Consider the following 11,175-nt stretch of genomic DNA (forward strand, 5'->3'; position numbering starts at 1 on the left):
GGCTCGGCCGCGGGCGAGCGCGGCGACCGGGAGCAGACACAGGAGCACGACGGCCCATCCGCCCGGACCGGGCACCCAGCCCCCGGCAGCAGTGTGCGCGACCGTGGCGGTGAGCACGGACGCGAGCACCACCGCGACCGCGCGCCACTGCGCCATCGGGTCGCAGTAGCCGGTCACGACGTAGAACCTACGTCACCGCGTGATCACCACGCCCTCGCGGCTCCGCCTCCCCGTCGTCGGCTCCTCGGTCTCCCGGTGGCCTACCCGCCAACCTCCTCGGCAGCGGAGAGTGAGCGGTCAGGTGGTGCGGGTGTGGGCCCCCATGTCGTCGACCTCCATCTCGTCGAACTGCATGTCCCAGACGGGCGGCCCGTCCGGATGGTCGCGGCGTCCGGTGACGTGAAACCCGTGCCGCTCGTACAGCCGCACGTTCCGCTCATCCGAGGTCTCCAACCGCACGGCGCGGGCGCCTCGACGTCCCGCCTCGGCCAGAGCAAACACGAGCAGGGAGCTACCGAGACGCCTGCCCTGCGCGGCGGGGCGCACCCCGAGGGTCTCCAGGGTCCACCCGTCGTGCGGCGGCGATCCGTCGGCCAGCCTCCCGATGCGGTCGCCGTGCAGGGCCACGATCTGCTCGACGGCGTCGTCGTCGGCGTCCGGGGCGTCCGGGGGCAGGAGCGCGATCACGCCGTCACGGTCCTCGGTGACCGCGACGACCCCGTGCCGATAGGCGTGCGCCAGATAGAGCTGCTGCAGGGTGAGCAGGCGCTCGGCGTACCCCTCCTCGGGGATGACGTGACGGGTCCAGGGGTAGTGCGCGAACGCCTGGGCCAGGGTCTCGGCGGCGGGGGCGAGATCGTCCGGCGAGGCGAGGCGGGGGTCAGTCATTCTGGGCTCCTGCGGGTCGGATCATTGCGGTGGATTCCTGTCCGGGCCCCGTGGGCACCGTGCCGACGGGGAGGAAACCGAATCGCTCGTACAGGCGGCGGCTGCCCGCGGTGGTCGCCTCGAGGAACACCGGCTCCGGCCCGCCCTGGTCGATGATGTCCAGGCGGTGGCGCAGGAGGGCCGACCCGATCCCCTTCCCGCGAGCCTTGGGTCCGGTGGCGATGTCGTGGAAGTACCAGTGCGGCTCCGACGGCCGGTGTGCCTCGACCGCGCGGGTGTGTGCCATGCCGCGGCGCGCGGTGGGCGAGATCAGCAGTCGGAGAACCGCTGTGCCTCTCTCGCCCCATCGTGACCAGCGCCCCGCCTCGCGGTGCGGAGGCTCCCAGAGCAACGCCCCCAACGTCTGCCCGTCCTCCACGGCCACGTCGACCCGGTCCGGGTGCCGACGCACGTGGCGTCGATAGTGCGCGGTCAGGCGTGCGGACCGTGAGGCCTCGTCGGGGAAGAACTGCGCCCACGCCGGATCAGCGCCGAACGCCTCCCCGAGCATCTCCCCGATGGTCTGTGCATCGGAGGCCGCCGCCGGTCTGACTTCCACCATGTCTTCCTCCCTCGATCGCGCCCTATTCTACAATGTAGAAATAGTGTCTCGGGCTTGTCGGCCCGAAAGTGGGGGGACTGATGGTCGAGCGCCGCGTCGGACGAGGGCCCAGGGGGTTGTCCCCCGCCTTGATCGTCGAGGCGGCTGTCGGCGTGCTGGAGGAGAGCGGGCAGGAATCGTTCAGCATGCGCAGTGTGGGGCGCGCGGCGGGGTGCGACGCGATGTCGGTGGCCTATCACTTCGGGTCCAAGCAGGGGCTGGCCCGGGCCATGGCGTCGTGGCTCGACGGTCAGGTGCGGCCCGCCCCACCCGGGGCGCCCTGGCGACCGACACTGCGTCACCTGGCTGAGCAGTACCGCGCCCTGGCCAGGGCGTATCCCCGGACGTTCCCGTTGCTCCAGCGGTTCACCCACACCGGGTCGGCCGATTACGCCACGACCGAGGTGGTGCACGCGGCGATGCTGGGTGCGGGGGTCCCCCGGCCTCAGGTGGTGACGGTGACGGTGGGCTGGTACGCGACCGTCCTCGGGCTGGCCACGGCGGAGGCCCTCGGGTTGGTCTCTCCCGTGGACGACGTCACCGCGGCGGAGATCGAGGGGCTGCCCGCCGGGGACTACCCGCTCACCACCGCGCTCCTGGACGACTATCGCGGGATCGAGCCCGGCGTCGTCTTTGGCACCGCCGTGGAGCTGATGCACGACGGGATCGAGCGGCTGGGCGGCTCCTAATTCGTGGCCGTGCCCACGTCGTAGTACAGCTGCACCATCCCGTTGCCGAACCGTCGCAGATCGCGAAGTCGTAGGTCGAGCGGGCTGTCGGGGAACATCGGTCGGCCCCCGCCCACCGCGACGGGGCATAGGAGCACCCGGACCTCGTCGACCAGGCGGTGCCGCAGTGCGTGGGCGGCGAGCGTGGGTCCGTCGACCGTCAGGTCGCCTTCCGCCCGGGCCTTCAGTTCGCGGACCTCGTCGGGGTCGAACTGCCGCTCGAGCCGGGTCCGCGTGGTGTCGACCTCCGGCAGCGTGGTGGAGTACACGACCTTGTCCGCCCGCGTCCAGAGGCGTGCGAAATCGGCTGACCGGGGGGACTGGCCGGCGATGCCGGGATCCGTCTCCCAGACCCTCATCGTCTCGTACATCGTGCGGCCGTAAAGAAAGGTGGAGACCCCGACGGTGTCTCGGTTGACGGTCTCCAATACCTCCTCGTCGGGGACCGCCCAGTCGAAGTTTCCCTCCCGATCCGCGACGTATCCGTCGAGAGAGGTGATCATCGAATAGATCAGTGTGCCCATGGTGACCTCCGGGGTCGTCTGCGCCCTGCACGACCGATTGTAAAACGCAATCGCTTTCCCGGGCGACTATACTGATTGCATGTCGCAAGCGGAAGGGCCGCGTGTGCTCCCCGTGCCTCCGGGTAAGTCGGGCTGCCCGATCAACATGACCGCCGAGCTGCTCGGTGATCGCTGGAGCCTGGTCGTTCTCCGGGACATCATGTTCGGGGACCGTCGGCGGTTCCGAGAGCTGTTGGGGCAGTCGATGGAAGGGATCGCCTCCAACATTCTCGCCTCCCGGCTTGCCAAGCTGGTGGGCGCCGGGATGCTCACCCGTCACGACGATCCCCGTCACCGTCAGCGGGTGGAGTACCGGTTGACCGAGGCGTCGATCCAACTCGTCCCCGTGTTCGCGCAGCTCGGCGCGTGGGGAACCCGCTGGCTCCCGACGAGTCCCGAACTCTCGGTCAGGGCCAGTCTGCTCGCGGAGGGCGGACCGCGCCTGTGGGATCAGTTCATGGACGAGCTGCGGGCGACCCACCTCGCCGGTGAGCCACCGGTCGGGGACGGCGTCCTTGCCGGTCTGACCGCCGCCTACGAACAGGTGGCCGGCGAGAGCGATCCGGAGTAGGTCCGGTACCGGACGAACGGCGCGGCCCCGCGGTCGAATGGCCCCACGTGGTCTCGGCGCGTGTCAGCCCTCGGGGCTGCGCAGCGGCATCTCGTGGACCTCGCGGACGAACTCGGGCAACGGGCCACCGGTGCGCAGGACAGTGGCGATCGCCGGATCCGCCAGGTGCAGCCGGCCCACCGAGATGAGGTCGAACTCTCCGGCCTCGAGGCAGTCCACCACGGCATCGATGTTGTCCGCGGTGTGGGCGGGCGCCCCGGACTTCTGTTCGCGGAGCGAGGCCCCGATCCCCACCCCGCCGACCGCGCCCGAGGGCAGCCCGGTCAGTCGGCGGGCCCATCCGGCCAGGGACACCTCGCCGTCGTCGCCCTCCAGGTCCGGGAATGCCGGGTCGTTGAACCGCCTGGTGGAGGCGTCGAGCAGGTCCACCCCCGCGTCGGCGAGGGCGCCGAGGTACACGCCCAGCTCGTCGGGCGTGGTGGCCTTGCGGGCGGTGTAATCCTGCTGGGTGTGCTGGGAGAAGCGGTAGAACAGCGGGGCGTCGGGCCCGATCGCCTCGCGGACCCCGGCGACCACCGCGGCGGGGAACCGGCTGCGCGCGGCCAGGTCGCCGCCCCAGGTGTCGGTCCGCCGGTTGGTGTCGGACCAGACGAAGGAGTCGAGGAGGTACCCGTGCCCGCCGTGGAGGGTCACGCCGTCGAATCCGGCCTCCATCGCCAACCGGGCGGAGCGGGAGAACGCGTCGATCACCCCGGCGATGTCGCCCTCGGTCATCGGTGCGACCTCCGGTGACCACCGGGCGACGCTCCGCTCGGAATAGGTGGTGACGCCCGGGGTGCCCCATCGCCCGGACGGCCGCATCGGGTGCCTCTCCATGAGCCTGTCCCGGTTGGCCCGGTCGAAACGGGCGTTGGCGCCCCAGAGCGGGCCGACGTGCCACAGCTGCGTCAGGATGCGGCCCCCGGCGGAGTGGACCGCGTCGGTGACCTGCCGCCAGGCGGCCACGGACGCAGGCCCGTCGAGGCGGGGGATCCAGCCGTGATCCACCGAGGTCGGGTGGTCCACGCCGATCCCCTCTGTGACGATCAGCGCGGTCCCGCCGGCAGCGCGGGAGGCGTAGTAGTCGCGGTTCACCTCGTCGGGCAGGGCGTCCGGGCAACCCATCCGCGTCATGGGCGACATGACCAGGCGGTTGGCCAGCTGCATGGACCTGACCTGCAGGGGTCGGAACAGTGCCTCGCGCGTGGTGGTGACCGATGACGACATCTCGTGGGACCTCTTCTTCTCCGGTGAGGGCGACCCGCCGGGCCCGGGCCGGCGACGCCATCACTTGACAACTGTCAATAGTACCCGGACCGGTCGTTCGGGGATGAACCGTGCGGACCGCCGGGTGCGTGAGGCGACTATCCGGAGTGCTGTTGTTCCAACTCGTCGATGGTCTTGTCCGAGGTCTCGGAGATGATGTCGAGAATGCGCTGGTAGTGCGCGGAATCAGCGCTGACCAGCGAGACGTGGTCCTCGCCGTCGGCCAGCACGAGGGACCCGATCCCGTTCTGCTGTGTCACGGCGTTGATATAGCGGATGGAGTTCTCGGGGGAGACCATCGTGTCGTCGGTGCCGTGCACGGCCACCACCGGGATGCGCGGGTCGATGTTCTGGATGGGGTCGACGGAGGTATAGCGATCGGGGACCTCGGCAGGGGTGCCGCCGAGGACGGTGACGATTCGATCGTCACCGTGGGTGGCGGCGTAGATCATGTCCAGGGGCCCGGCCAGGGAGATGACGCGGGTCGGCCGGAACGCGGGGTCGCTCCCGACCTCGTCGTCGTCCAGGGAGTGGCGGGTGCCGGACCACATGGCCAGCTGGGCACCGGCACTGTGGCCGACGACGAGCTCGTCGTCGGTGGTGAGCTCGGGGTACTGCTCGTCGAGGCGGACCACGTGATCGAGGGCGTCGGCGATGTCGCTGAAAGTAACGGGCCATCCACCGCCGGAGCCGACGCGCCGGTACTCCACGTTGTACACGGCCATCCCGCGGTCGACGAGATCGTCGGCGAAGGAGTTCATGACCTCGGCGCCGAGTTGGGACGCCCACGAACCGCCGTGGATGAGGACGACCAGCGGCACCGAATCTTCGGCGTGCGTTCCGGCCGGCAGGTAGAGGTCTCCCCAGTTCTGGGTCGGGTCCGATTCCCCACGGGTGGGGTAGGTGATCCGCTCGTAGTGGTGTTCGTCCCGCTCGGCGACGTCGCCCTGGGACGCCGCATCGCCCTGGGACGCCGCATCGCCCTGGGCAGCGACATCGTCATCTGGGGCGCAGCCGCCGATCGTCATGGCCGCGATCAGGGATGCCGCCACAGCAACGGTGGACCGGGTCGGAGTCGTCCGCTTCACCTGCGTCAGCCTAATGAGCGTCCAGCCCGCTGGTCGGATGTCACGCATTTTGGCGCCGGACCAGTGAGAGTCCCGGCGAGTTCGACTGGTCGACGGCCGCCCCGGTACATCGTCAGTGGCCGTAACCAGCAGTGGCCGTAACCGGGCCGTCACAGTGCGTCGATCCGGTGCTTACACCGCGGACCTACGGTGATCCGGTTCGCGCACCCCGCGCGACATCGTTCGATCTTGCTTCGAGAGAGGCCGCACATGTCCGCCACAGAATCGATCCTCGCGGGCGATCGAGGTGGATGCGCGGGACACGCTGACGATCGAGCAATCCCCGGGCCCGGCGATCGGCTCGCCCCGGTCGTCGGCACGAGCGTCCTGGCCGTCGAGACGTGCACTCGCTCGCCGGAAGGAGGAGAACCCGCCGAGAGCTCCGGCCGTTAGGCTCCCGATGATGCGGCCGCCTCCGCGCCGCACCATTCTCTGGAGGTCATCTGTGTCCGGGCATCTCAGCGGCAAGGTCGTCATCGTCACCGGGGCCGGGGGTGGGTTCGGCAAGCTGATCGCTGAGAAATGCGCCGCGGGCGGCGCGCACGTGGTCGGCGTCGACATCGACGCCGACGGTCTCGCCGCCGTGGTCGACGGAATCACCGCCGCCGGGGGTTCGGCGCTCGCCCGGGTCGCCGACGTCACCGATACCGAGCAGGTCAGGGCGGCCGCCGAGGCCGCGGTGGAGACGTTCGGCGCCATCGATGTCCTGGTCAACAACGCCGGGGTCATGCCGCTGGCCTACTTCGCCGATCACGAGAAGGCGCTGCCCAGGTGGCTCAAGGCCATCGACATCAACATCAAGGGAGTCGTCAACGGCATCTCCGCCGTCTACGACCAGATGATCGAGCAGGGGCGCGGACAGGTCGTCAACATCTCCTCGATCTACGGCAATGCGGGGATCGCCGGCTCCGGCGTCTACAGCGCGACCAAGGCCGCCGTCACCACCCTCTCGGACTCCCTGCGGATGGAGACCAAGGGCAAGATCAAGGTCACCACGGTCAAGCCGACCGGCGTCGCCGGCACCAACCTCGCCAGCTGGATCGTCAACGGTGAGGCGATCAACGGGATAGTCGGTCAGCGTGCGGAGTCCTTCAACGCCACCCTCTCGGCGATGATCAACGGTGAACTGCCCGCGGAGCAGACCGACGTCGACTCGGTGGAGTACTGGCTCATCACCCCCGAGGACCTCGCCGACGCCGTGGTCCACGTGATCGACCAGCCGTGGGGCATCAGCATCAGCGATATCACGGTCCGGGCGAGCGGCGAGGACTACCTCTACTGAACGGGTCGACTCATCACCGCGCCTGGCTGAACCTCCCGGCGCGGCCGAGCAGCCCCGCGTTGGCGTCGGCGAGCAGCGCGTCGACCGTCTCGCGGGCGCAGGTCTTGTTGGACCCGATGAACCCGCGGGGACCCCGTTTGATCCACCCGACCACGTAGGCGCCGGGGACCTCGGACCCGCCGGGGCGGTCGAGGACGCGGCTGTCGCGGTGGGGGATCGTCGCGGTGACCGGGTCGAACGGCACGCCCGGCACGGGTACCCCGCGGTAGCCGACCGAACGCAGGACCAGTCCCGCGGGCAGGACCTCCTCGGTTCCCGGGCGGGGGACCGCGCGCACGTCGCCGTCCAGGCCGGTCAACTCCGTCCCCGCGATCCGCAGTCCCTCGACGCGTTCCGCACCGACGACCTCCACGGGTGCGGTCTGGAAACGCAGGACGATCCGCGGCATGCCCGTCCGTGGCGCGCGGGCGGCCACCTCCGCGAGGCAGTCGAGCATGAGGGATCTCTGGGGATCGGTCTCCGCCCCCGGATCGATCCCGTCCGGGGCGTCGACGCGCAGGTCGATGTCCTCACGCGAGGCCAGCCCGACGAGTTCGGGAAGGGTGAACGCGGCCTGGGCGGGCCCGCGTCGACCCAGCACGACGATCTCCCGGATGCGACTGTCCCGCAGGGCCTTCAGGGCGACAGGGGAGATGTCGGTCGCGGCGAGGGACTCCGCAGGGGTGGCGAGGATCCGGGCGACGTCGAGGGCGACGTTGCCGTTGCCCACGATGACGGCCCGCTCGTGGTCGAGCGGGACCCGGGCCTCGACGTGGTCGGGGTGGCCGTTGTACCAGGACACCACCTCCGTGGCGGACATGCTCCCGGGGAGCCCGGTGCCCGGGATCTCGAGGGGGCGGTCGGTGCTGGCCCCGGTCGCGTAGACCACGGCGTCGTGGGCGGCGGCGAGCTCGTCCACGGTGACATCCCGGCCGATCTCCACCCCCAGCCGGTAGGTGAATCCGGCCTGGGCCTCGATGAGCGCGAACAGGTCGGTGACCGACCGGGTCCTCGGGTGGTCGGGGGCCACGCCGTGCCGGGCCAGGCCGTGGGGGACGGGCAGGCGATCGAAGACGGTCACCTCGACGCCCGGCTGCCTGAGCAGCTCGTCGGCGGTGTACAGAGCGGCGGGGCCGGCTCCGACGATCGCCACCCGCAGTGGCTCCCCCGCGGGGCCGCGGTCCCGCACCAGACGGCGGATCGGGGGGACCGGCGCCTGGGGCGGGTACGGGCGAGACGGCGTGCTCAACACGGCGTTGAGGTCGAGGAAGACCTGCTCGCCAGGGGCGAGGCGGTCGTCGGGGACGATCGCCCCGACCGGGCACGCTCCCACGCACGCCCCACAGTCCACGCAGACGTCCGGGTCGATGTACAGCATCTCGGCGGTGGCGAAGTCCGGCTCGTCCGGAGTCGGGTGGATGCAGTTGACCGGGCACGCGTGGACGCAGGACGCGTCGGCGCAGCAGGCCTGCGTGACGACGTGGGGCATCAGACGGCGGCGGAGTACGAGACGGGCGGCTCGCTGCGGTAGCGGGAGGCGCGGCCGTCGATCTTCAGCGCCCGCCAGACCCGCCGGGCGAGCGGGTTCATCAGGCCGGACTGCTCGGCGAGCATCCGCACGTCGGAGAAGAGGTCGGACAGGAACTCGCGGGACTTCGGGCTGTCCCAGTACAGCTCGTCGATGACCTCGCGGGGGACACCGAACTCCTCGCGGAATTCCTTGGTCGGCTTGAGGATGGAGTCGCACAGCACCCGCATGATCACGGGGAAGGCCAGGGAGACCGCGAAGATCTGACCGCGGCTCATCCGGGGCGCGTGGCGGGCCACGTAGGTGTGCGCGAAGGAGATGTGCCGGGCCTCCTCGGCCACGTGGATCTCCATGATGCGGCTCAGGACGGGCGGGAGCTCGTCCGCGCCGCGCAGGATCTGCTTCTGCGTGTGGTCGATCGGCTCCTCGCCGGCGAGGACGCCGATGAAGAAGCCCACCGGTGTGAGGGAGGCGAACCACGGGATGATCGGCGAGACCCGGCGCATCCAGCGGGGCAACCCGGGTACGTCGGCACCGATGATGTTGACGCCCTGCTGGAACATCTGGGTGTGGTGGCACTCCTCGGTCGCCTCGTGGGTGAGGTACCGGAACTCGGCCGACCCGTTGTCCAGGTTCGAGATGTACTGCATGATCCCGCGGATCAGGATGTTCTCGAACTGCAGCCCGACCTTCATGATGTTGGCCTGGCGCCACAGCCCGATCTCGATCTGGGTCTCGACGGGCAACGCCTGGTACCAGGGGTGGGCGCCCAGCGGATCCACGTCCGCGGGCAGGACCCAGCGCTCGTCGGTGCGGTCCACACGGAAGTCGGGGTGATCCCAGGGGACGTCGACGAACGCGTCGAAGTGGCGTCGGACCGACGCCTCGGACAGGCGGAGGAGGGCGGCGTCATACTCCTCGCGGGAGCTGCTCGGGGTCGGGCTCGAGGGGGCGGTGGTGGGCGTGGGTGCGGTCATGGCGATCCCTTTCGTTTCCGACGATGTGGGTCGGAGAGAGCCTCGGAGTACAGAGTGACATTTGAGGTCTCTTTGTAACTGAGGCTAGGCAGCGCGGGCCCTCGTGTCAACGCCCGGGCGCCTACCGCCTACGCACCGTCGGAATGTCCCCGCCCACCGCGGAGTTGTGGGCCCAGGTGCCTCCTGGCGAACTCCCGGGCCACGTCGGGGTCGTCCAGATCGATGGTCGTGGAGGGGGTGAGGACGAATGAGATCACCAGACGGACGGTCACCTCGGCGGCCACGAGCAGTTCGTCGTGCGACCGGGAGTCGTCGAGGCTGGTGGCCATCTCCGAGGCGAGGAACTCGGCACTGCTGCTGACCAGGGGTTCGGCCCGGACGGTGAGATACGGGACGGCGACCTCGGGTTCACTCTCGAGGAGCCGGTTGAGCAGCCCGTGGGCGCGCAGGGTCTCGACGGTGTAGAGGAAGCCTTCGGTGAGCTTGGACTCCACGTCGTCGTACCGGTCGATCTCCTGCTTCAGCCCGGCCAGGATGCGTCCGGACTCGCGGAGCAGGACGGCGTTGATGAGCTCCTGCTTGTTGGCGAACCGGCGGTAGAGGGTCATCCGGGACAGGCCCGACCGCTGCGTGATGTCCCCCATCGTCGACCGGGTCACGCCGAAGAGCTCGAACTGCCGCACCGCCGCGTCGAGGAGCTTCTCCCCGATGTCGTCCGTGGTGCCGCTCGGCACGTGGCGGTCCAGGGCGGCGCGGATGAAGGTCGCGGCGGTGAACGGGAGATTCGCGGGCATCGGTCGATTGTCCCTCACCGGGCGCGCTCGCGCCGGGGTGTGGAATGACCCGGTGTGGCGGGACCCGGGACGTCGCGTCCGGACCACACCGTCAGTCCCCGAGCGCGCGACGGATGGCGTCGTCGATCCCGGTCATCTCCCACCCCGGGGGGAGCAGGTCCGTCGCCGGGCCGGCGGCCACCATCTCGTGGCGGAGACTCTCGATCAGCCCGGCGACGGTACCGGCGTCCACGTCCATGAGCGGGGACAATCCCGCCGCGACCAGATCCCACGGCACCCCGAAGACCGGGACGCGGAGTGTCGGGAGCCCGGCGACCCGGGAGAACCTGCGCAGCAGCGCGGGGTAGGTCAGCGCCTCCCCGCAGCCGAGGTCGCCGTGCCCGGTGCGGGGAGCCACTTCGAGGGCGTGACACAGGGCCTCGACGACGTCACGCTCGGCGACCGGCTCCACGCGGCCGCCGCGCATCCAGCGGGGGACCGGTTGGACCGGCAACCGTTCACACAGGGTGCGCATCATCTCGAAGCCCACCGAACCGGAGCCCAGGACGATGCCGGCCCGCAGGGTGAACACCGGCGTGGGTCCGTCCGAGAGCAGGTGTTGGACCTCGAGTCGGGAGGACATGTGCCGGGAGAGAGGCTCCCCGGGGCCTCCGGACGGGGCGAGCCCGGAGACGTACACGCACCGCTGGACGCCGGCTGCGGCCATCGCGTCGCGCATCGCGGACGCGCCCGC

General features: G+C 70.3%; 12 protein-coding genes. 3 read left to right on the forward strand and 9 right to left on the reverse strand.

The window, feature by feature from the left end; translation table 11 throughout:
- Positions 1 to 297: 297 nt before the first annotated feature.
- Positions 298 to 888 (reverse strand): GNAT family N-acetyltransferase, encoded by a 591-nt coding sequence (locus G6022_RS04465; protein WP_182616539.1) that lies wholly within the window; start codon positions 886 to 888, stop codon positions 298 to 300.
- Positions 881 to 1,489, reverse strand: a complete 609-nt coding sequence (locus G6022_RS04470; RefSeq protein ID WP_182610502.1) for a GNAT family N-acetyltransferase — start codon at positions 1,487 to 1,489, stop codon at positions 881 to 883. The genes G6022_RS04465 and G6022_RS04470 overlap by 8 nt, the downstream gene beginning before the upstream one ends.
- A gap of 80 nt (positions 1,490 to 1,569) precedes the next feature.
- Here G6022_RS04470 and G6022_RS04475 point away from each other — a divergent pair, with 80 nt between their 5' ends.
- A complete protein-coding gene (locus G6022_RS04475; protein ID WP_182638655.1) occupies positions 1,570 to 2,217 on the forward strand; it encodes a TetR/AcrR family transcriptional regulator in 648 nt (215 codons plus the stop codon).
- On the opposite strand, the gene G6022_RS04480 is transcribed toward G6022_RS04475, so the two are convergent.
- Complete coding sequence (locus tag G6022_RS04480) at positions 2,214 to 2,780, reverse strand: dihydrofolate reductase family protein (RefSeq protein WP_182638656.1); 567 nt, start codon at positions 2,778 to 2,780, stop codon at positions 2,214 to 2,216. The genes G6022_RS04475 and G6022_RS04480 overlap by 4 nt on opposite strands.
- A 79-nt stretch (positions 2,781 to 2,859) precedes the next feature.
- Between G6022_RS04480 and G6022_RS04485 the strand changes: the two genes are divergently transcribed.
- Entirely contained in the window at positions 2,860 to 3,390 is a 531-nt protein-coding gene (locus tag G6022_RS04485; RefSeq protein WP_182638657.1) for a helix-turn-helix domain-containing protein, read from the forward strand.
- A 63-nt stretch (positions 3,391 to 3,453) separates the two neighbouring features.
- Here the strand turns inward: G6022_RS04485 and G6022_RS04490 are convergent, their stop codons facing one another.
- Positions 3,454 to 4,656 carry a 12-oxophytodienoate reductase gene (locus G6022_RS04490; RefSeq protein WP_182638658.1) on the reverse strand — a complete coding sequence of 401 codons (1,203 nt, stop codon included), beginning with the start codon at positions 4,654 to 4,656 and terminating at the stop codon, positions 3,454 to 3,456.
- Positions 4,657 to 4,793: 137 nt separating this feature from the next.
- Positions 4,794 to 5,783, reverse strand: a complete 990-nt coding sequence (locus G6022_RS04495) for an alpha/beta fold hydrolase (protein ID WP_347238148.1) — start codon at positions 5,781 to 5,783, stop codon at positions 4,794 to 4,796.
- 484 nt (positions 5,784 to 6,267) lie between these two features.
- On the opposite strand from G6022_RS04495, the gene G6022_RS04500 reads away from it, so the two are divergent.
- Complete coding sequence (locus G6022_RS04500; RefSeq protein ID WP_182638659.1) at positions 6,268 to 7,104, forward strand: SDR family NAD(P)-dependent oxidoreductase; 837 nt, start codon at positions 6,268 to 6,270, stop codon at positions 7,102 to 7,104.
- 13 nt (positions 7,105 to 7,117) lie between these two features.
- On the opposite strand, the gene G6022_RS04505 is transcribed toward G6022_RS04500, so the two are convergent.
- The 4 genes from G6022_RS04505 to G6022_RS04520 all read right to left on the reverse strand — a co-directional run.
- A complete protein-coding gene (locus G6022_RS04505; RefSeq protein ID WP_179523819.1) occupies positions 7,118 to 8,632 on the reverse strand; it encodes an FAD-dependent oxidoreductase in 1,515 nt (504 codons plus the stop codon).
- Complete coding sequence (locus G6022_RS04510; RefSeq protein ID WP_182610508.1) at positions 8,632 to 9,648, reverse strand: diiron oxygenase; 1,017 nt, start codon at positions 9,646 to 9,648, stop codon at positions 8,632 to 8,634. Before G6022_RS04510 ends, G6022_RS04505 begins: the two co-directional genes overlap by 1 nt.
- A 128-nt stretch (positions 9,649 to 9,776) precedes the next feature.
- Positions 9,777 to 10,442, reverse strand: a complete 666-nt coding sequence (locus G6022_RS04515) for a TetR/AcrR family transcriptional regulator (RefSeq protein WP_241730559.1) — start codon at positions 10,440 to 10,442, stop codon at positions 9,777 to 9,779.
- Positions 10,443 to 10,533: 91 nt separating this feature from the next.
- A partial coding sequence (locus G6022_RS04520) for an NAD-dependent dehydratase (RefSeq protein ID WP_182658257.1) occupies positions 10,534 to 11,175 on the reverse strand: 642 nt, incomplete at its 5' end.

The organism is Dietzia sp. Cai40, from assembly GCF_014145165.1.
GTDB classification, from domain to species: domain Bacteria; phylum Actinomycetota; class Actinomycetes; order Mycobacteriales; family Mycobacteriaceae; genus Dietzia; species Dietzia natronolimnaea.